The sequence below is a fragment of the Streptomyces sp. CNT360 genome (assembly GCF_000424785.1).
Map to the genome: position 1 here is coordinate 42,454 of NZ_AUKO01000003.1, position 19,472 is coordinate 61,925.

15 protein-coding genes and 1 riboswitch are annotated in these 19,472 nt (G+C 75.7%); of the genes, 11 read left to right on the forward strand and 4 right to left on the reverse strand.

Annotated elements, in window-relative coordinates:
• Window positions 1-63: 63 nt before the first annotated feature.
• Window positions 64-1,230 carry an alpha/beta fold hydrolase gene (locus tag H297_RS0107620; protein ID WP_027736545.1) on the reverse strand — a complete coding sequence of 389 codons (1,167 nt, stop codon included), beginning with the start codon at window positions 1,228-1,230 and terminating at the stop codon, window positions 64-66.
• A gap of 286 nt (window positions 1,231-1,516) precedes the next feature.
• On the opposite strand from H297_RS0107620, the gene H297_RS0107625 reads away from it, so the two are divergent.
• The 11 genes from H297_RS0107625 to H297_RS0107675 all read left to right on the forward strand — a co-directional run bounded on the left by H297_RS0107625 (window position 1,517) and on the right by H297_RS0107675 (window position 15,619).
• Window positions 1,517-2,854, forward strand: coding sequence for an inorganic phosphate transporter (locus tag H297_RS0107625; RefSeq protein ID WP_027736546.1), 1,338 nt, complete (start codon window positions 1,517-1,519; stop codon window positions 2,852-2,854).
• A 120-nt stretch (window positions 2,855-2,974) separates the two neighbouring features.
• Window positions 2,975-3,187 (forward strand): hypothetical protein, encoded by a 213-nt coding sequence (locus H297_RS0107630; RefSeq protein ID WP_027736547.1) that lies wholly within the window; start codon window positions 2,975-2,977, stop codon window positions 3,185-3,187.
• A gap of 147 nt (window positions 3,188-3,334) precedes the next feature.
• Window positions 3,335-3,456, forward strand: a riboswitch (cobalamin riboswitch).
• Window positions 3,457-3,652: 196 nt separating this feature from the next.
• Window positions 3,653-4,729, forward strand: coding sequence for a cobalamin biosynthesis protein (locus tag H297_RS35150; RefSeq protein ID WP_078513837.1), 1,077 nt, complete (start codon window positions 3,653-3,655; stop codon window positions 4,727-4,729).
• Window positions 4,726-6,312, forward strand: a complete 1,587-nt coding sequence (locus tag H297_RS0107640) for a cobyric acid synthase (protein WP_027736548.1) — start codon at window positions 4,726-4,728, stop codon at window positions 6,310-6,312. Before H297_RS35150 ends, H297_RS0107640 begins: the two co-directional genes overlap by 4 nt.
• A gap of 57 nt (window positions 6,313-6,369) precedes the next feature.
• Window positions 6,370-8,526, forward strand: coding sequence for a putative cobaltochelatase (locus tag H297_RS0107645; protein ID WP_027736549.1), 2,157 nt, complete (start codon window positions 6,370-6,372; stop codon window positions 8,524-8,526).
• The gene (gene cobO / locus H297_RS0107650; protein WP_027736550.1) at window positions 8,526-9,134 is read left to right on the forward strand and encodes a cob(I)yrinic acid a,c-diamide adenosyltransferase; all 609 of its coding nucleotides are present in this window, start codon (window positions 8,526-8,528) and stop codon (window positions 9,132-9,134) included. The genes H297_RS0107645 and cobO overlap by 1 nt, the downstream gene beginning before the upstream one ends.
• 61 nt (window positions 9,135-9,195) lie before the next feature.
• Window positions 9,196-10,566, forward strand: a complete 1,371-nt coding sequence (locus H297_RS0107655) for a cobyrinic acid a,c-diamide synthase CobB (protein WP_027736551.1) — start codon at window positions 9,196-9,198, stop codon at window positions 10,564-10,566.
• Window positions 10,563-11,051 carry a cobalamin biosynthesis protein gene (locus H297_RS0107660; RefSeq protein ID WP_027736552.1) on the forward strand — a complete coding sequence of 163 codons (489 nt, stop codon included), beginning with the start codon at window positions 10,563-10,565 and terminating at the stop codon, window positions 11,049-11,051. The genes H297_RS0107655 and H297_RS0107660 overlap by 4 nt, the downstream gene beginning before the upstream one ends.
• Window positions 11,052-11,157: 106 nt before the next feature.
• A complete protein-coding gene (gene cobC, locus H297_RS0107665; RefSeq protein ID WP_027736553.1) occupies window positions 11,158-12,279 on the forward strand; it encodes an Rv2231c family histidinol phosphate aminotransferase CobC in 1,122 nt (373 codons plus the stop codon).
• Window positions 12,280-12,400: 121 nt separating this feature from the next.
• Window positions 12,401-13,714: an alpha/beta fold hydrolase gene (locus tag H297_RS0107670; protein WP_027736554.1), complete on the forward strand. Its 1,314-nt coding sequence runs from the start codon at window positions 12,401-12,403 to the stop codon at window positions 13,712-13,714.
• A gap of 141 nt (window positions 13,715-13,855) precedes the next feature.
• Complete coding sequence (locus H297_RS0107675) at window positions 13,856-15,619, forward strand: MOSC domain-containing protein (RefSeq protein WP_027736555.1); 1,764 nt, start codon at window positions 13,856-13,858, stop codon at window positions 15,617-15,619.
• 43 nt (window positions 15,620-15,662) lie between these two features.
• Here H297_RS0107675 and H297_RS0107680 read toward each other — a convergent pair whose 3' ends face one another.
• From H297_RS0107680 to H297_RS0107690, 3 genes are all read right to left on the reverse strand, one after another.
• On the reverse strand, window positions 15,663-16,070 hold the full coding sequence (locus H297_RS0107680) for a DnaJ family domain-containing protein (RefSeq protein ID WP_027736556.1): 408 nt from the start codon (window positions 16,068-16,070) through the stop codon (window positions 15,663-15,665).
• Between the two features lie 228 nt (window positions 16,071-16,298).
• Window positions 16,299-17,819 carry a carboxyl transferase domain-containing protein gene (locus H297_RS35155; RefSeq protein WP_078513838.1) on the reverse strand — a complete coding sequence of 507 codons (1,521 nt, stop codon included), beginning with the start codon at window positions 17,817-17,819 and terminating at the stop codon, window positions 16,299-16,301.
• A 68-nt stretch (window positions 17,820-17,887) separates the two neighbouring features.
• Window positions 17,888-18,988 (reverse strand): amidohydrolase family protein, encoded by a 1,101-nt coding sequence (locus H297_RS0107690; RefSeq protein WP_027736557.1) that lies wholly within the window; start codon window positions 18,986-18,988, stop codon window positions 17,888-17,890.
• Between the last annotated feature and the right edge of the window lie 484 nt (window positions 18,989-19,472).

Genomic DNA, 19,472 nt, shown 5'->3' on the forward strand with positions numbered 1-19,472 from the left:
ACGCCGCACTCTGAGTGGTCCTCAGCGTGACGTGCCGTCAGGCGGCCGGGTCGGGCGCGTCCCTCACATGAAGGGGGTGAGGAAGCGGCGCAACTTCTCCTCGTACGCGTGCGGGTCGGCGTTCCACATGGCCGCGTGCGGGGCGTGGGTGATCCGGTGCAGGGAGACGAGCTTCTCGCGGCGTGCCGCCAGCGCGCGGGATGCCTCCCAGGGGGCGATGGTGTCGGCGGGGCCGTGCAGCACCAGGGTGGGCACGGTGAGTCCGGCGGGGTCCACCAGCGGCGCATGCGGCCCCTCGGGCAGCCCGGCACGGCCCTGGACGGCGCGGACGACCAGCGGCAGCAGCACGCGGGGGGTGCCGCGGGAGCCGGCCAGCGCGCGGACGGTGTGCTGCCAGTCCAGGACGGGCGAGTCCAGCACCAGGCCGACGACCCGGTCGCGCAGGGGGGAGTGCGCGGCTGCCTGCGCAGCCATCGTGGCGCCGGTGGACCAGCCGTGCAGGATCACCCGCTGGGCGCCGTGCTGGACGGCGTAGCGGATGGCGGCGTCCAGGTCCCGCCACTCGGAGTTGCCCAGGTGGCCGATGCCGTCGGGGGGCGGGGGCGCCCCGGGGTCGCCGCGGTAGCTGATGTCCAGCACCGGCAGCCGGCTGCTCACGTAGAAGGGCAGCAGCGTCATGGGGTGCTCGCGGGTGGCGCCGAGGCCGTGCACGGTGATGACCCAGGCGGTGCGGTCGCCGGGGACGAACCAGGCGGGCAGCGGGCCGAGCTCTCCGGGGATGGCCACGTCCGTGTACTCCACCCCCAGCGCCTCGCCGGGGTCGCCCACGTGGACCTGCGGAGTGAGGCGGACGGTCGTGCCGGTGCCGAGGCTGCCCCGGGTGACGCGGCGCAGTTCGCGGACCACTGTGTGCGGGTGGCGCTGCGCCGCCGTCTCGTGCTCCATGACGGGCCCGACGACGGCGTGCACGCCGCGTCCGGTCAGCCCGTAGACGCCCGGGAGGTGGGCGGCCAGGGAGCGGGTGACACAGACACGGCCGTCGTCGTGCGACTGGACGGTCAGGCGAGTGCCCTCGAACCCGGCGGTGGGTCTGCTTCCCGCCGTGCTGCCCTCGCCGCGGGCGCGCGGCGGGCGGAGCGCGACGTCGGCGGCGTACCGCCCGGCCGCCAGGGCGGCCGCGCCGGTGCCGAGCACGGTGGACGCGGCCAGTGCCGCGGTTCGCAGTCGCATCCTCACCAGGTTGACGCGTCAGGCCGGGTCAAACCAGCGGACCGCGCCGGGAGGGTGACGGCCGCCCGGGGTAACCGCAGGTGGCGAGGGGGTCCGACCGGTGCCGTGAACTCTCGTTGCGGGGTGTCTTCTCAGCCCGTCGGCACGCCACGAACACGGTGTGACGTGGAGCACACAACAGTCGTCAGGGGGTGACACCTCGACGCCCGCCCCAGTTCACCTGCTGTTCACTCGGCGTCCCTACGTTCACGGCGTTACTGCCCCTCGAACTGATTGTGCCTGGTGCATGGAACACATCACGCTTCTCATCGGGATCGTGATCGTCACGGCCTTGGTGTTCGACTTCACGAACGGCTTCCACGACACGGCCAACGCCATGGCCACCACCATCTCCACGGGGGCGCTGGCCCCGCGTGCGGCAGTGGCCATGTCCGCGGTCCTCAACCTCCTCGGCGCGTTCCTGTCCGTCGAGGTGGCCAAGACCATCTCCTCGGGAATCATCGATGAAGGTTCCGGCATCCGGCCCGAAGTGATCTTCGCCGGGCTGGTGGGTGCGATCGTCTGGAACCTGCTGACCTGGCTCGCCGGGCTGCCCTCCAGTTCCTCGCACGCCCTGATGGGCGGCCTGATCGGTGCGACCCTCGCCGCGGTCGGCACGGGCGCGGTCAACGGCGACGTCGTCGTCATGAAGGTCCTCGTCCCGGCGCTGGCGGCGCCGCTGGTCGCCGGTGTCGCCGCCCTGTGCGCCACCCGGCTCACCTACCGCCTCACCCGCCGCATCGACGAGGGGCAGACCGCCCGGGGTTACCGCGCCGGCCAGATCACCTCGGCGGCCCTGGTCTCCCTGGCGCACGGCACCAACGACGCGCAGAAGACCATGGGCGTCATCACGCTCGCCCTGATCACCGGCGGTGCCCTGGCTCCCGGTGCCGACCCGCCGGTGTGGGTCATCGCCTCCGCGGGACTCGCCATCGCGCTGGGCACCTACCTCGGCGGCTGGCGCATCATCCGCACCATGGGCAAGGGCATCACCGACATCCGCCCCCCGCAGGGCTTCGCCGCCCAGACCGGCGCGGCGGCCACCATCCTGGCCTCCTCGCACATCGGCTTCTCCCTCTCCACCACGCATGTGTGCTCCGGCGCGATCATGGGGTCGGGGCTGGGCCGCAAGGGCAGCGTGGTGCGGTGGGGCACGGCGGGACGCATGGTCGTCGGCTGGGCTCTCACCCTGCCCGCGGCCGGTCTGGTCGCGGCGGGCGCGGCGCTGCTGGCCGAGCAGGGCGACTGGGGTGTCACGACGGTCGCCGTCCTCACCCTGGCGATCTGCGGCGCCATCTGGGCCCGCTCGCGGCGTTCCCCGGTGGACCACACCAACGTCAACGCGGCGGAGCCCGCCGCGGAGTCCGCCATACCGGCCCCGGCGGCGACGCCGGAGCCCCAGCCGCAGCCCGGGTCCGCACCGGAGCGGGAGCCGGCCGGGGTGGTCACCTCCGCCGTGCGGGCCGTCTCCCCGCCGCCGCCTCCGGCGGGTGTGGGCCTCGCTTCCGCCCTCCCCGGCGAAACCGCACCGAGCGAGCACGCCCGCTCCTCGGGCCGCCCCGCGTCCGCGGGCAGCCTCTCCTGAGACCCGTTCCCGGTCCCGGGGCGCGCCCCGGGACCGGGAACGGGCTCGGGCCGCCCGTCCTCCCGGACGGGACACGCCTCATGGTCGGAATGGTCGGAAAGGCCGGAAAGGGATGACCACATGAACATCGACTGGGCCGCTCTCGGCCAGGTCTTCGGTGTCAGCCTGCTGGCGACCGTCGCGCTCGTCGGCGTCTTCACCCTCGGCATCGTCGCGACCTCCGCCCGCGGCGCCGGTGCCTCCCCCTCCCCCCTCGCCCGCGCCGGCGGTTTCGCCTGCTTCGCGCTGTGCCTGGCCGCGGTGGCCTACGGGATCCACCTGATCGCGGCCTAGGCTCCACGGCGCGCGGGCATCTCCTGCGCCGGGGCCCGGCGTTCGGGGCGGCGTGGGGGATCACACACCTCCCCGTCGCAGGTCAAGGGCGAGTTGACGGGGTCTGCCGGGCGTGGTGGACTGCCGGTGCCCAACGGCGGCATGGAGAGGAAGCCGGTGCGAATCCGGCGCGGTCCCGCCACTGTCACCGGGGAGCGCCACTCCAGCGATGCCACGGCCCGGTGCGGGCTGGAAGGCGGGGGCGGCGCGGATCCGGGAGCCAGGAGACTCTCGCCGTCGGTCGAGTCGAGCCAGGGCGAGGACCCTGAGTGAGGACACCGTCATGCGTGGCTGCGCCGCCCTGGCCGCCTTTCCGCCGATACCCGCGCCTTCGCCCCTGTCCGCCTCGTCGCGGGGCGTCTCCGTTCTCGACCCGGGTGTGCGCGTCGGATCCCTCGCGTGACCGGCCCCCGTCGTGCGGGCTCCATGACACGGGCCGCCGGGGTCCAGGTGGCCGGCGCCCTCGCCGGGTACGCCGCCGACGCGCTGTGGGGGGACCCCCGGCGCGGCCACCCCGTCGCCGCCTTCGGGCGGGCCGCGGCCGCGGTGGAGCGGCGCCTGTGGCGTGACCACCGGGGCGCCGGGGCCTGCTATGTCGCGCTGTGTGCGGGCGGCGCCGTCGCCCTCGGACGGGCCGCCGAGAGCTCGGCCCGCGTCGTCGGACGCCGGCCCCTTGCCGGGCTCGCCGTGACGGCAGCCGCCACCTGGGCGGTGCTCGGCGGTACGTCGCTCATCCGCGAAGCCCGCGCGGTGGCGGGTGCGTTGGAGGCCGGCGATCCGGCGTCGGCCCGCGAGCGGCTGCCCGCGCTGTGCGGCCGGGACCCGCAGGAGCTGGACGTGCAGGACATGGCGCGGGCAGTGGTCGAGTCCGTCGCGGAGAACACCTCCGACGCCGTGGTGGGCGCCCTGGTGTGGGGCGCGCTGGCCGGGGTGCCGGGGCTGCTGGGGTTCCGGGCCGTCAACACGCTTGACGCGATGGTGGGTCACCGCTCGCCGCGGCACCGCAGGTTCGGCTGGGCGGCGGCGCGGCTGGACGACGTGGCGGGCTGCCCAGGCGCCTGGCTGACCGCCGCCCTGGCCGCCCTGGCGGGGCCCGACCCGCGCGGCGCCGTACGGGCGTGGCGCGCGGACGCACACCGGCACCCGAGCCCCAACGCGGGCCCGGTCGAGGCGTCGTTCGCGGGGGCCCTGGGGGTGCGGCTGGGCGGGACGCTGTCGTACGGCGGCCGCACCGAGCACCGTCCGGTCCTCAACGCGCCCGGCCGCCCCGTGCGGACTGCCGACGTGGAACGTGCGGTACGGCTCTCCCGCCGCGTCGGCGCCCTGGCCCTGGCGGCCACCTGCGCGGGTGTCGCAGCCCGCCACGCGGTCGTCGGCGCACTGCGCACCGCGACGACAGGGGGGACAGGGATGCCGGGGACGACAGGGGGGACAGGAACGACAGGAACGGGGCATGCGGGGGCGGGGAAAGGCGGCCGGGCGACGCGGGGAGGAGCGTGGTGAGCGGTCGTGTCGGGGGTGGGCTGTTGGTCGCGGGAACGACCTCGGACGCCGGCAAGAGCGTGGTCACGGCGGGCATCTGCCGCTGGCTGGCCCGCAAGGGCGTGTCGGTGGCGCCGTTCAAGGCACAGAACATGTCGCTCAACTCGTACGTGACCCTTGAGGGCGCCGAGATCGGCCGTGCCCAGGCCATGCAGGCGGCCGCGGCACGGGTGGAGCCGAGCGCGCTGATGAACCCGGTACTGCTGAAGCCGGGCAGCGACCGCACCAGCCAGGTGGTGCTGCTGGGCAAGCCGGTGGGTGAGATGTCCGCGCGGGGCTACTTCGGGCGGCACACCCCGCAGGAAGCCGGCGGGGGCGGCGTGCGGTACGGGCGGCGCGAGGAGCTGCTGGAGACGGTGACGGGCTGTCTGGAGGAGCTGCGGCGCACCCACGACGCCGTCATCTGCGAGGGCGCCGGCTCGCCCGCCGAGATCAACCTGCGGCGCAGCGACATCGTCAACATGGGCCTGGCGCGGGCCTGCCGGCTGCCGGTGGTGGTGGTCGGCGACATCGACCGCGGCGGCGTCTTCGCCTCCCTGTTCGGTACGACGGCCCTGCTGGCCCCCGAGGACCAGGCGCTGCTGGCCGGGTACCTCGTCAACAAGTTCCGCGGCGACGTGACGCTGCTCGAACCCGGCCTGGAGATGCTGCACGGGATGACGGGCCGGCCGACGTACGGTGTGCTGCCCTTCCGGCACGGCCTGGGCATCGACGAGGAGGACGGACTCCGCGTCTCCCTGCGCGGCAGCGTCCGCGAGTCGGCGGTCACCGCCCCCTACGGCGCGGACGTGCTGCGGGTCGCGGTGCTTCCGGTGCCGCTGATGTCCAACTTCACCGACGTGGACGCGCTGGCTGCCGAGCCCGGCGTGGTGGTGCGCTTCTGCGACCGCCCCGAGGAACTGGCCGACGCCGACCTCGTGGTGGTGCCGGGCACCCGCGGCACGGTCGAAGCGCTGGAGTGGCTGCGCGAACGCGGGCTCGCCGACGCCGTGGTGCGGCGCGCCGCCGAGGGGCGGCCTGTGCTGGGCGTGTGCGGCGGCTACCAACTGCTCGGCGAGCGGATCGAGGACGACGTCGAGTCGCGCGCCGGTCGCGTCGAGGGCCTCGGGTTGCTGCCGGTGCGGGTGCGGTTCGCCCGCGAGAAGACGCTCGCCCGCCCGCACGGTACGGCGCTGGGCGAGCCCGTCGAGGGCTACGAGATCCACCACGGGGTGGCCGAGGTGCACGGCGGCGAGAGCTTTCTGCGCGGCGCGGGCGGCCAGGACCTGGACGGCTGCCGGGTGGGGGCCGTGTGGGGCACCCACTGGCACGGTTCGCTGGAGTCGGACGGCTTCCGCCGTGCTTTCCTGCGCCGGGTCGCCGCCGACGCGGGGCGCGCGTTCGAGCCCGCGCCCGACACCCGGTTCGGCGCCCTGCGCGAGGAACAGCTCGACCTGCTGGGCGATCTGATCGAGGAGCACGCGGACACGGCGGCGCTGCTGCGGCTCGTCGAGGACGGGGTGCCCGAGGGCCTGCCGTTCGTCCCGCCGGGGGCGCCGCCGTGACGGTCCGCCGGCCCGCCGCCCCTCTGCCCCCGAGCCACTCGAAGGAGTGACCGTCACGTGAGCCCCTATCCCTTCACCGCCCTCGTCGGCCAGGCGGACCTCCAGCTCTCCCTCCTGCTCAACGCCGTCTCACCGGCTGTCGGCGGCGTTCTGGTGCGGGGGGAGAAAGGGACCGCCAAGAGCACGGCCGTCCGGGCGCTCACCGCGCTGCTGCCCGCGCTGGACGTGGTGCCCGGCTGCCGCTTCTCGTGCGACCCGGCCGCCCCGGACCCCGACTGCCCCGACGGCCCGCACGGGGGCGAGGCGGGGAGCGAGGCCCGTCCGGCGCGCATGGTGGAGCTCCCGGTGGGCGCCTCCGAGGACCGGCTGGTGGGCGCGCTGGACATCGAGCGGGCGCTGTCGGACGGCGTGAAGGCGTTCGAGCCGGGACTGCTGGCGGACGCACACCGGGGTGTGCTGTACGTGGACGAGGTCAACCTGCTCCACGACCACCTGGTCGACCTGCTGCTGGACGCCGCCGCCATGGGCGCCTCGTACGTGGAGCGCGAGGGCGTCTCCGTCCGGCATGCGGCCCGTTTTCTGCTGGTGGGCACGATGAACCCGGAAGAGGGCGAGCTGCGCCCGCAGTTGCTGGACCGGTTCGGGCTGACCGTCGAGGTGGCGGCCTCGCGGGAGCCGGACGAGCGCGTGGAGGTCGTACGGCGGCGGCTGGCCTACGACGACGACCCGGAGGGGTTCGCCGCGCGCTGGGCCGCCGAGGAGCGGGGCCTGCGGGACCGGATCGTGGCGGCCCGCGCCCTGCTGCCGAAGGTGCGGCTGGGGGATGCGGCGCTGCGCCAGATCTCCGCGACCTGCGCGGCGTTCGAGGTGGACGGCATGCGCGCCGACCTGGTGATGGCCCGCACGGCGACGGCGCTGGCCGCCTGGGCGGGCCGCACCGAGGTGGAGCAGGCGGACGTACGGCAGGCCGCGCTGCTGGCGCTCCCCCACCGCCGCAGGCGCAACCCGTTCGACGCCCCGGGACTCGACGAGGACAAGCTCGACCGGACGCTGGAGGAGCACGCCCCGCAGGACGAGGACGGTCCCGGGCCGGACGGCCCCGACGGCGACGGGCCCGGGGACGGGGAGCCGGACGACGACGGGCCCGACGGTGGACCCGGCGGCGGCATCCCCCCGCAGGCCGGCCCGCACGACGCCCCGCAGACCGGCCCCCAGGACGCGCCGCACGAGGACGGCGGCAGCGAGGCCCCCGGCCTCGAAGAGCCCGCCGCCCCGCAGCAGGCCGACCGGTCACCGTCCGCGCAGCCCTCCACGGGCGAGGCCGCCGGGGAGCCCGATCCGCGGGCCCAGGCCGCCGTACAGCAGCCCACCGCCCCCACAGGGGAGCCGTTCAGGGCGCGCACCCTCACCGTTCCCGGACTCGGCGAGGGGGCGGCCGGGCGCCGTTCGCGGGCCCGTACGGCGCACGGCCGCACCACAGGGGCGCGCCGTCCGCAGGGCGCACTCGGCACGCTGCATCTGGCGGCGACCGTGCAGGCGGCGGCGCCGCACCAGCACGCGCGCGGCCGCAGCGGCAGCGGGCTGGTGGTGCGCCGCGACGATCTGCGGGAGGCCGTGCGGGAGGGCCGCGAGGGCAACCTGGTGCTGTTCGTGGTGGACGCGTCCGGATCGATGGCGGCGCGGCAGCGGATGGGCGCGGTCAAGGGGGCGGTGCTGTCGCTGCTGCTGGACGCCTATCAGCGCCGGGACAAGGTCGGTCTGGTGACGTTCCGGCGGGGCGAGGCGCAGGTGGCGCTGCCGCCCACGTCGTCCGTGGACGCTGCGGCGGCCCGGTTGGAGACGCTGCCCACCGGTGGGCGCACCCCGCTGGCGGCGGGGCTGCTGCGGGCGCGCGAGGTGCTGCGGGTGGAGCGGCTGCGGGACCCGGCGCGGCGACCGCTGCTGGTCACCGTCACCGACGGGCGGGCCACGGGCGGCCCGGAGCCGCTGGTGCGCTCCCGGCAGGCGGCCGCACTGCTGGCGGCCGACGGCGTCGCCTCGGTCGTCGTGGACTGCGAGGCGGGGCACGTGCGGCTCGGGCTGGCGCGTGAACTGGCGGCGCATCTGGGCGGCGAGGCCGTCACGCTGGACGAGCTGCGTGCGGACGCGGTCACCGACCTGGTCCGCAGCACCACTCAGGCAACCGATTCCAGGACCGCACGGAGGGCCGCGTAATGCCGAAGGGGCAGCCGAGCGTCGTACCCGCTGACGGGCTCACCACGCGTCAGCGCCGCAACCGGCCGCTGGTGGCGGTGCACACGGGCACCGGCAAGGGGAAGTCGACGGCCGCGTTCGGGATGGCGCTGCGCGCCTGGAACCAGGGCTGGCCGGTCGGGGTGTTCCAGTTCGTCAAGTCCGCCAAGTGGAAGGTCGGCGAGGAGCGCGCGCTCAAGGTCCTCGGCGCCACGGGTGAGGGCGGCAGCGTGACCTGGCACAAGATGGGCGAGGGCTGGTCGTGGATCCAGCGCAACGTCGCCGACGGGGAGATGAGCAGCGAGGCGGCGGCCCGCGAGGGCTGGGAGCAGGTCAAGCGGGACCTGGCCGCCGAGACGTACCGGCTGCTGGTGCTCGACGAGTTCGCGTACCCGATGCACTGGGGCTGGGTGGACGTGCACGAGGTGGTGGCCGTGCTGCGGGACCGGCCCGGTACCCAGCACGTGGTGGTCACCGGCCGGAACGCGCCGCCCGAACTGGTCGAGGCGGCGGACCTGGTGACCGACTTCTCCAAGGTCAAGCACCCGATGGACGCCGGTCAGAAGGGGCAGAAGGGCATCGAATGGTGACCCGTGCCCCGGTGATCCGCGCCGCCCTGGCCGGCACCCCGCCCGCGCCGGGGGCCGCCGCGTGATCCGTACGCCCCGCCTGGTCGTCGCGGCGCCGTCCTCCGGGAGCGGCAAGACGACGGTGGCGACCGGGCTGATGGCGGCCTTCGCCGAGCGCGGTCTGACCGTCTCCCCGCACAAGGTGGGCCCCGACTACATCGACCCGGGCTACCACGCGCTGGCGACGGGCCGCCCCGGCCGCAACCTGGACGCCTACCTGTGCGGCCCGCAGCGGATCGCGCCGCTGTTCGGGCACGCCGCCGCCGGCACGGACCTGGCCGTGGTCGAGGGCGTGATGGGGCTGTACGACGGCGCCGCCGGACAGGGCGAACTGGCCTCCACGGCGCACGTGGCCAAGCTGCTGCGGGCGCCGGTGGTGCTGGTGGTGGACGCCTCGTCGCAGTCCCGTTCCGTGGCCGCGCTGGTGCACGGCTTCGCGTCCTGGGACCCGGAGGTGGCCCTGGCCGGGGTGGTGCTCAACAAGGTCGGCTCCGACCGGCACGAGGAGCTGCTGCGCGAGGCACTGGAAGGTTGCGGGGTGCCGGTGGTGGGCGTGCTGCGCCGCACGAAGGTGGTGCGGGCGCCCTCCCGCCACCTGGGCCTGGTACCGGTGGCCGAGCGCCGTGCCGAGGCCCTCGACGCGGTGGCGGCGCTCGCGCGGCAGGTGCGGGAGGGCTGCGACCTGGACGCGCTGCTCGCCCTGGCGCGGCAGGCCCCGCCGCTGCCGGACGCGCCGTGGGACCCGGCCGAGGAGGTGGGGCGCGTGCCGGTGGCGCGGGCACCGAGGGTGGCGGTGGCGGGCGGTGCGGCGTTCACGTTCTCCTACGCCGAGCACGCGGAGCTGCTGCGGGCCGCCGGCGCCGAGGTCGTCCCGTTCGACCCGCTGCGCGAGGAGGCCCTGCCGGACGGGACGGCGGGGCTCGTCGTCGGCGGCGGCTTCCCGGAGGTGTACGCCCCGGAGTTGGCCGAAAATCGACCCTTGCGCGAGCAGATCGCGGCGTTCGAGGGCCCGGTTGCGGCCGAGTGCGCCGGGCTGCTGTATCTGGCGCAGGACCTGGACGGCACCCCCATGTGCGGGGTGCTGGACGCGCACGGGCGGATGGCGGAGCGGCTGACGCTGGGCTACCGCGAGGCGGTCGCCGTGGCCGACAGCGCGCTCGCCGAGGCAGGCACCCGGGTGCGGGGCCACGAGTTCCACCGCACCGAACTCCTCCCCGGCGCCGGACAGGTGCCCGCCTGGGGGCTGGTACGCCCGCAGCGCCGGACGGAGGGCTTCGTCCAGGGGCAGGTGCACGCCTCCTACCTGCACGTGCACTGGGCGGCGGCGCCCGGCATGGCGGGCCGGTTCGTCGACAGGTGTGCGCGCCGGCAGGAAGCGGGGAGCGCCGCGTGACACCGCAGCGACAGGCCAGCGGATCCGCCGGACCCGCCGCGGGGGCGCGGCTGTTCACCGTGGGTGTCGGCACCTGTGCCGGGGTGCGGGCCCAGGAGGTGCTGCACCTGGTGCGGGGCGTGCTCACGGCCGCCGGGCTGGCCGAGGAGGATGTCGCGGCGCTGGCCACGGTGCAGGCACGCGCCCAGGAGCCGGGGCTGCTGACGGCCGCCCGGCGACTGGGGCTGCCGCTGCTCGCCTACGACGCGCGGACGCTGGCCCGCGTCCGGGTGCCGCACCCCTCGGACTTCTCCCGCGCGGCAGTGGGCACCCCCTCGGTCGCCGAGGCGGCAGCGCTGCTGGCCGGCGGCGGCGACGGCTCGTCCGTGCAGAGCGGGGCCCCCGTACTGCTGACCCCGAAGACCACCTCCCGCCCGGCGGACGGCTCCCCCGCACGGGCCACCGCCGCGCTGGCGGCGATCGCGGTCCCGGGGACGGAGACATGACGCCCGCCACGCAGCCCGGAACAGCCTCGGGGCCGGGACCGGAACCGGGGACAGGGGCGGGGAGGGAAACGGGCGCGGCTGACGCCCGCGCCGTCGGGAGGGACGCATGAGCGCCGACGCCGGGGAGAAGGACGCACACATGACGGCATCCGCCGCCGACAGCACCGCGCTGCGCCACCACGGAGACGCCGAAGTACGCGGCGGCGAGGCCGGGCTGACCGACCTGGCGGTGAACGTGCGCACCGGCACTCCCCCGGCCTGGCTGCGCCGCCGGCTGGCCGCCTCGATCGAGACGCTCGCCGCCTACCCCGACGCCGCACCCGCGCGCCGCGCGGTCGCCACCCGGCACGGGCTGGCCGAGGAACAGGTGCTGCTGACGGCCGGAGCGGCGGAGGCGTTCGTGCTGCTGGCCCGGGCCCTGCCCGCACGCCGCCCGGTGGTGGTGCACCCGCAGTTCACCGAGCCGGAGGCCGCGCTGCGGGACGCCGGGCACGAGGTGGGGCGGGTCCTGCTGCGGGCCGCCGACGCCTTCCGGCTGGACGCGGACGCGGTGCCGGAGGAGGCCGATCTGGTCGTCGTCGGCAACCCCACCAACCCGACCTCCGTGCTGCATCCGGCGGCCGGACTGGCGCGGCTCGCCCGTCCCGGCCGCACGCTGGTGGTCGACGAGGCCTTCGTGGACGCGGTGCCGGGTGAGCGCGAGTCACTGGTGCCGCTGCTGGACCGTCTGCCGGGCCGCACGGTCGTGCTGCGCAGCCTCACCAAGACATGGGGGCTGGCCGGGCTGCGGGTCGGCTACGTGCTCGGCGACCCGGACACCGTAGGGATGCTGGCCCGCCACCAGCCGCTGTGGCCCGTCTCGGCTCCCGCGTTGACGGCCGCGCAGGCGTGCAGCGCACCCGAGGCGCTGGCCGAGGCGGAGGCGGCGGCCCAGAACTTCTCGCGCGACCGCGCACACCTGCGCGCACGGCTGGCCGGCCTCCCCGGGGCGGGCCTGAGCGAGGCCACCCCCGAGCCGCAGGGCCCGTTCCTGCTCGTCGGACATCCGCGGGCCGCGGACGTCCGTGCCCGGCTGCGGGAACTCGGCTTCGCGGTGCGGCGCGGAGACACCTTCCCCGGGCTCGGACAGGGGTGGTTCCGGACGGCGGTGCGCGACCCGGAGACGACCGACCGGTTCGTCACCGCCCTGGGCCGGGCCCTGGAGTCGCTGCCCTCCCCCGGCCGCTGACGGCGCCTGCTGCCGGTACGGCGCAGCCCCCTCCCCGCCCCCGCACGCACCCTGATCGAATGGGACCGCCACCGGGCGACCGGACCCCGGTGCGCCCCGCCCCACCCCCTGGAGGTCAGGAATGCCCACCACCCTGCGGCACCCCGGCACCGTGCTGACAGACCACGTCGTCACCGTCCCGCTGGACCACGCCCGGCCGGACGGCGAACAGATCGAGGTGTACGCGCGCGAGGTCGTCGCCGCGGGACGGGAACGGGAGGACCTGCCCTGGCTGCTGTTCCTCCAGGGCGGACCGGGATCCGGCGGGCCCCGCCCGGTGGGCCGGGCCGACTGGCTGGCGACCGCGCTGCGCCACTACCGGGTGCTGCTGCTCGACCAGCGCGGCACCGGCCGCTCCACGCCCGTCAACCGGCAGACCCTCGCAGGACGCGGCACGGCCGAGCAGCAGGCCGGCTACCTGGCGCACTTCCGCTCCGACGCCATCGTGCGCGACGCCGAACTGGTGCGCAAGCGGCTGCTGGGCGAGGCCGCGAGCTGGTCGACGCTCGGTCAGAGCTTCGGCGGGTTCTGCACCCTGACCTACCTCTCCCACGCCCCCGAGCACCTGCGCGAGGCGTACGTGACGGGCGGGCTGCCCGGCCTGCGGGTGGACGCGGAGGGCGTCTACCGCGCCGCCTACCCGCGCGTCGCCGCCAAGAACGCGGCGCACTACGCGCGCTACCCCGGGGACGTGGAGACCGTACGCCGGATCGCCGCGCACCTGGCCGAGTACACGGTGAAGCTGCCGGACGGGAGCCCGCTGACGGTGGAGCGCTTCCAGACCCTCGGCATGCTCCTGGGGCAGGGCTCGGGCTCGCACGTGCTGCACTACCTGCTGGAGGACCCGTGGGTGCGGGGTACGGCCGGGCCCGAGCTCTCGGACGCGTTCCTGGAGGGCGTGCGGGCGCAGGTGTCGCTGGCCGTCAACCCGCTGTTCGCCGCGTTGCACGAGCCGATCTACGCCCAGCGTGCGGTCGGCACGCGGGGCACCCGGTGGGCGGCGCAGCGGGTACGCAGCGAGTTCCCCGCCTTCGACGCGGCGCGGGCGCTGGAGGGAGACTCCCCGGTGCTGTTCACCGGGGAGATGATCTACCCGTGGATGTTCGACGCCGACCCGGCGCTGACCCCGCTGCGCGAGGCGGCCCACCTGCTGGCCGACCGCGGCGACTGGCCCGACCTGTACGACCCGGAACGGCTGGCGGCCAACGAGGTTCCGGTGTACGCGGCCGTCTACCACGACGACATGTACGTCGACCGTGACCACTCGCTCGCCACCGCACGTGCCGTTCCCCGGGTGCGCACCTGGGTGACCGACGAGTGGGAGCACGACGCCCTCCGCGTCAGCCGGGGCGCCGTACTGGACCGGCTGATCGGCATGGCGCGGGGCGAGGTCTGAGCCGCCGGTTGCCGCAGGCGGTGCGGGTCCGCCATGGAGGCGACACGTCGTGACCCTCCTCGGAAGGCCCGCCTGGACCATGGGTGAGCGTGCTCCGAGGATGGGAACCCGGCCCTTCCCCGATCCAGGGAGCGCAGCCCGTTGTCGTCGCACCTCGCCCGTATCGCCCGCATCGTCCGCCACCCCGTCAAGGGGCTGCCCGGTCACGACGTCTCCCGCACCGACCTGGCCGCGGGTGTGCCCCGCGACCGGATGTTCGCCTTCGCCCGGCGCCCGGTGCCGGAGGGCGGAGCGTGGGCGGCCACGCGGCACTTCCATGCCCTCGTCGCCGGACCCGGCCCCGCGGACGGCCGGGTCCGCATCGACGAGGAGGCCGGGACCGCCACCCTGACCCACCCCGCGTACGAGAGCCTGACCGTCCCCCTCGACCCGCCGGAACCCGGGCTGGTGGCCCGCACCGACTGGTTCGGCGGCGCGGAGCTGCACCGCGCGGAGGACGGCTACTGGGACGACCGGGCCACCGTCTCGCTGCTCAACCTCGCCTCCGTGGACGCTCTCGCCCAAGCCGCCGGGCAGCCCGTGGACCCGCGCCGCTTCCGCGCCAACCTGCTGCTCGCCGAGCTGCCTGCCTGGGCGGAGCTCGACCTGCCCGGGGCCCGGATCGCCGTCGGGGACGCCCGGCTGGAGGTGCTGCACCCCGTCAACCGCTGTGCCGCCACCACCGTCGACCCCGAACGCGCCTGCCGCGACCTCAACGTGCCCGCCGAGCTCGCCACCCGCTTCGGTCACCTGTACTGCGGGCTGCGGGCCCGCGTCGTCGAGCCCGGCACGGTGCGGTCCGGCGACCCGGTGGTGCTGCTCGGCCACGGACGGCCGACCCCGCTGCACGGCGGTCCGCAGCCCGCGGCGTGGCCGCGCCGGGCCCGCGTCGTCGAGCGCGTCCGGCACGGCAGCGGGGCGCTCAGCCTGTGGCTGGCGGATCCGCTGGCCGCCGAGCGGCCCGCGCCCCGCCCCGGCCAGCACGTCGTCGTCACCGCACACACCGACGAGGGGCCGCTGTGGCGGGCCTACACCGTCTCGGCGCACGACGCGGCAGGGCGGCTGCGCATCACCGTCAAACACGAGCCCGACGGGCGGATGACGCCCCACCTGCACCGGCACGCCCGGCCGGGGACGCTGCTGACGCTCTCCGGGCCGCACGGGGGCACCGTCCTCGACGACGACGCCGACCGCCCCCTGCTGCTGGCCTCCGGCGGCATCGGTATCACCCAGACCGTGGCGCTGCTGCACGGCTGCGTGACGGAGCAGCCCGGCCGCAGCGTCGAGGTCGTCCACACCGCACGCCGCGCCGCGGACCTCGCGCTGTGGCCGGAGGTCCTCGACCTCGCCGCGCGCCTGCCGCACGCCCGCACCCGGCTGCACCTGACCCGGGCCGATGAACGGGAGGCGGAAAGCCTGGGCGCCCACCGAGGCAGACCCCTGCTGACCGCCGACCCCGCCGCCACGGCGTTCCTGTGCGGGCCCGAGCCCTTCCTCGACGCCGCGCGCCGGTCGCTCACTGCCGCCGGGGTTCCCGAGGACCGCATCCACCAGGAGGTGTTCGCCTCCCCCGGCACGGCCGGAACGCGGGGCGAGGAGCCCGAGAAAGGGCCCTTCACCGTCCGGTTCGCCACCTCGGGGCGCACCGCCAAGTGGCGCCCCGAGGACGGCACGCTCTCGCAGCTCGCCGAGGACGAGGGCCTCACCGTCCCCTCCGGCTGCCGCGCCGGTGCGTGCCGCAGTTGCGCCAGACCGCTGCGCGAGGGCCGGGTGGTCTACCCCACTCCGCCCGCCCTGCCGCCCGACCCGGGCACGGCGCTGCTGTGCATCGCCATGCCGGCGACGGACACGGTCATCGATCTGTGAACCGGCGCCTGCCGTTCCCTGCGGCCGGCCCGCCGCGTCCGGGTCAGTCGCCCGCGCGGTGCCCGGACCGCCACCGGCGTACGGCGCTCTCGATGTCGAACGGGACAAGGCGGTGCGGCGGACCCTCGGGGGGCCGGCGGACGGCCTCGTCGATCTTCGCGTTGATCTGTGTGAGGATCGCGCGGACCTCCTTCTCCGAACGGGCCTCGGCCGCCCGCTCCCGCGCGTCCTGCGCCTCCTTGCGGAGCGCGAGTGAAGGCGGCAGGTAGCTGAGGTTCTCGTCGCGCATCTTGCGCTCGACCCACCACTGTTCGGTGTACGGCTTGTCGAGGCCGGGCAACGGCTTCCCGGCGCCCGGCAGTTCCGCGAAGTCGCCGCGCTCCTCGGCCTCCCGGATCTGCCGGTCGGCCCACGTCTCGAAGCTGACTCCGGGCGGCTTGCGTTCCGTCATGACGCGTCGTCCCTTCGCTCCCGCCTCACCGGCGGCCCTCACGTGGCACGGGTTCCCCGCCATGGTCCCAGACCGCCGGCCGGCGGGGCCGCCTGCCTCGGGAGTACGGCTCGGCGCAACCACTCGGCGCGACTGCGCGCCCGGCGGCCGAGCGGGACCGAGGGCGGAGCGGCGACGGCCGCGCTCCCCCGGCGCACGGCGCCGACGCCGTACCCCGTACGCCGCTTTTCAGCGCTGGGGGTCGACCCGCACGACTCCGCACGCCACACCCAGCTCGACGGCGTCCTGGGGGCGCAGCCGCAGGGCCTCGGCCGTCCGGGGGACCTCGTCGGGGGTGCGCTTGAGGATGGCGGTGGCCGACTCGGGGGCGATGACGGAGAAGTAGCTGTCCGGCGTCACCCACAGCCGCCCCGGTGCGGCCAGGGCCAGGGCGCCGCCGGAGCCGCCCTCGCCGATCAGCAGCGAGGTGACCGGTACCCGGGCCTCGGCCACCGCACCGAAGACCTCCGCGACGGCCGGCCCGGCGCCCGCCCGTTCGTCCTCGGGCCCGTTGGCGGCGCCGGGGGTGTCGATGAGGGTGAGGACGGGGATGCCCAGACGGTCCGCGGTGCGGAGCAGCCGTGCGACGGTGCGGTAGCCGGCGGGCCGGGTCGGGGTGCCGCACTGCGCCGCATAGGCGACGGTCCGCCCCTGGTACAGGCCGAACCCGCACCGCACACCCCGGTCGACACCCCCGCACCGGTCTCCGCCGAGTTCCGCGCGGCGGGTGAAGCAGGCGTCCAGGTACGCGTCGGCTCCCGGCCGCCCCGCCGACCGCGCCCGGGCGACCGCCTCCATGCCGGTGCGGGGCAGCCCCCGGGTGGCGGGGGACGACGGCAGGGCGTGCGGGACGGGGGCAGGGCTGCTCTCCCGCTCCCCGTCCCGGTCCGCGCCTCCGCGTCCGCCTCCGGTCAGCAGGGTGAGCCACCGCGCCAGGGCCTCGGCCAGACCGGTCTCGGGGACGAGTTGATCGATGTGGCCCGCCGCGTGCTGGCCCTCGGCGGTGTAGGCGGCCGGGTCGGCGTGGCCGGGCCGTACGCGGGAGCCGGCGAAGGCGGCCTCGGCGCCGGGCAGGCCGAGGACCACGTCGGCGCCGGCGGCGAGGGTGGCCCAGCCGCCGCCCGTCGTCGGATCGCGGACGACCGCGAGCTGGGGCAGTCCTGCGGCACGGGTCAGCGCGGTCTGCCGGGCCACCCGCTGGAGCTGCGTCAGGGCACGCATCCCCTCCTGCATACGGCTGCCGCCGGTGGCGACGAGGGTGACCAACGGCAGTCCCAGCCGCCTGGCCAGGGCGTGGGCCGCCGCGATGCGGTCGCCGGTACGTTCGCCGAGCGAGCCGCCGAGGTAGCCGAACTCGAAGCAGATCAAGGCGGTCTCCCGGCCGCCGATCCGCCCGGTGCCGCAGACGACGGACTCGTCCTCGCCGGTGCGCTCCTTCGCCCGCGCCCGGGCGGCGTCGTACCCCGGCCACCCGAGCGGGCCGTCCGCGGTCGGCGCCCCGGGGGCCGGTCCCGTCGCGTCGCCGCCCGGCCCGGCCGCTGCGGGGCCGCACTCGTGGAAGTCCGTCACGAGGCGGGCCAGGAGGGTGCGGGCGGGGAGCCGCGCGGACGTGCGCGGGCCGTGGCCGGGTGCCGCGGGGTGCGGAGGGTGGCTCTCGCCGCCGTAGGGGCGCCCGCCGGGCGGCCTGTCACCGGGTGCCGTAGGGCTCATGTCCCCAGCGTGCGGCACCGGGTGCCACTTGTCAGCACCGCACGGCATCCGCCACGGCCTGGTTCGGTTCAGCGCACCACCTGTCCGCGCAGCACGACGTGGTGCGGTGCGTCCAGGACACGGACGTCGGCGCGCGGGTCGGTGTCGTAGACGACGAAGTCGGCGGGGGCTCCCTCGGTCAGGCCGGGGCGGCCCAGCCAGGTGCGGGCCGTCCAGGTGGCGGCGGCCAGCGCGTCGTGGGCGGGGATGCCGGCCGCGACCAGTTCGGCGACCTCCTGCCCGACGAGCCCGTGGGCGAGGGAGCCGCCCGCGTCGGTGCCGGTGAAGACGGGGATGCCCGCGTCCCAGGCGGCCCGCACGGTGTCGTAGCGGCGGGCGTGCAGGTCGCGCATGTGCCCGGCCCAGCGCGGGAACTTGGCCTCGCCGCCCGCGGCCAGCGACGGGAAGGTGGCGATGTTGACGAGGGTGGGCACGATGGCGACGCCGCGCTCGGCGAACAGCGGGATGGTCTCCTCGGTGAGGCCGGTGGCGTGCTCGATGCAGTCGATGCCGGCTTCGACCAGGTCGCGCAGCGAGTCCTCGGCGAAGCAGTGCGCGGTGACCCGGGCGCCCTCCTGGTGCGCGGCGGTGATGGCCTCCTCGATGGCCCAGCGCGGCCAGCAGGCGGTGAGGTCGCCCTCCTCCCGGTCGATCCAGTCGCCGACGATCTTGACCCAGCCGTCGCCGCGCCGCGCTTCCCGGCGCACGTAGGCGGCCAGGTCGCCGGGCTCGATCTCGTGGGCGTAGTTGCGGATGTAGCGGCGGGTGCGCGCGATGTGCCGCCCCGCGCGGATGATGCGGGGCAGGTCCTCGCGGTGGTCGATCCAGCGGGTGTCGGAGGGCGAGCCGGCGTCGCGGAGCAGCAGGGCGCCCGCGGCGCGGTCGGTGAGCGCCTGCTTCTCGCTGGTGGAGTCGTCGACGGGACCGTGCGCGTCGAGCCCGACGTGGCAGTGGGCGTCCACGAGCCCGGGCAGCACCCAGCCGTTCAGGGTGACCGGCTCGCCGGCACCCGGGGACACGGGGGGCCGCTCGTAGGTGAGCCGCCCGCCGACCACCCACATCTCGTCCCGTACGTCCTCGGGCCCGACCAGTACCCGCCCCTTGATGTGCAGACTCGCGCGCTCGCTCATGGCCGCACTGTACGAGTGGCCCGTACGCCGGTGTCCAGAGCGCCCGGGGGCCGTGCGGCCCGGCGGTTGCCGGAGGCGGGAGCCGTGAAAGGCCGGGAGAGGGAACCAGGAGAAGAGCGCGAGAACGCGGAGCCACCTGCCGGAAAACGCGAACGCAATCTTGCACCGGGGATTAGGATGCAATCCAGGCGCCTTTTCCGGTGCAGGTTCCCATATTCGTATGCCCGCTTCCCGCAGTCTCAAACGCAAAGTTTTCGCGGCCTCGCGAAGCTCGTATTCCGGACACACCTCAGCACCGTTATCGCACTGTGACGTACTCCACAGGTCGGCTGTTATATCCCGACATAGACGCTCAAACACAGGGCGGAAGCGGCCCGTCAGCGCGCCCGCTCGCCCGCGCGCGATAACACATGCCGAGGCGGCTATGTAACCCCTCACCCCCGTGCAATTTCAGATTCTGCTGGGTAAATTGAATTCGCATGAC

Excerpts from the sequence above, each read along its gene's own strand:
- H297_RS35150 (WP_078513837.1), top strand. The coding sequence starts at position 3,653 with ATGACACGGGCCGCCGGGGTCCAGGTGGCCGGCGCCCTCGCCGGGTAC.
- cobO (WP_027736550.1), top strand. The coding sequence starts at position 8,526 with ATGCCGAAGGGGCAGCCGAGCGTCGTACCCGCTGACGGGCTCACCACG.
- H297_RS0107630 (WP_027736547.1), top strand. The coding sequence starts at position 2,975 with ATGAACATCGACTGGGCCGCTCTCGGCCAGGTCTTCGGTGTCAGCCTG.
- H297_RS0107690 (WP_027736557.1), bottom strand. The coding sequence starts at position 18,988 with ATGAGCGAGCGCGCGAGTCTGCACATCAAGGGGCGGGTACTGGTCGGG.
- H297_RS0107625 (WP_027736546.1), top strand. The coding sequence starts at position 1,517 with ATGGAACACATCACGCTTCTCATCGGGATCGTGATCGTCACGGCCTTG.
- H297_RS0107620 (WP_027736545.1), bottom strand. The coding sequence starts at position 1,230 with ATGCGACTGCGAACCGCGGCACTGGCCGCGTCCACCGTGCTCGGCACC.
- cobC (WP_027736553.1), top strand. The coding sequence starts at position 11,158 with ATGAGCGCCGACGCCGGGGAGAAGGACGCACACATGACGGCATCCGCC.
- H297_RS0107680 (WP_027736556.1), bottom strand. The coding sequence starts at position 16,070 with ATGACGGAACGCAAGCCGCCCGGAGTCAGCTTCGAGACGTGGGCCGAC.
- H297_RS35155 (WP_078513838.1), bottom strand. The coding sequence starts at position 17,819 with ATGAGCCCTACGGCACCCGGTGACAGGCCGCCCGGCGGGCGCCCCTAC.
- H297_RS0107670 (WP_027736554.1), top strand. The coding sequence starts at position 12,401 with ATGCCCACCACCCTGCGGCACCCCGGCACCGTGCTGACAGACCACGTC.